Raw genomic sequence first — 256 nt, 5'->3', positions numbered from 1 at the left:
TTTAAGCTCTCATCTTTACCTTGATCCTTGAAAACTGGATACCGAAACGAATTTGCGTTTTAGAACATCTTTTAGCTGAAACTTGTGTAAACAAGTTGAAATAGTTATTAGTTGATACGATATTTTCCCTTCGGGAAAAATTGAGGTTAAGCTAATAAGAGCACACGGAGGATGCCTAGGCGCCAGGAGCCGACGAAGGACGTGGCGAACAACGAAACTGCCTCGGGGAGCTGTAAGCAAGCTTTGATCCGGGGGT

At 43.8% G+C, this 256-nt stretch carries 1 rRNA gene; it reads left to right on the top strand.

The annotated features are described in order from the left end of the window. Nucleotides 1-144: 144 nt before the first annotated feature. A 23S ribosomal RNA gene (locus HPT30_RS00365) occupies nucleotides 145-256 on the top strand; the annotation flags it as partial.

Source organism: Paenibacillus agri (genome assembly GCF_013359945.1).
GTDB lineage: Bacteria > Bacillota > Bacilli > Paenibacillales > Paenibacillaceae > Paenibacillus_AQ > Paenibacillus_AQ agri.
Note: the sequence above shows the minus strand (reverse complement) of the source record. Positions and strands in the feature narration are given on the sequence as shown.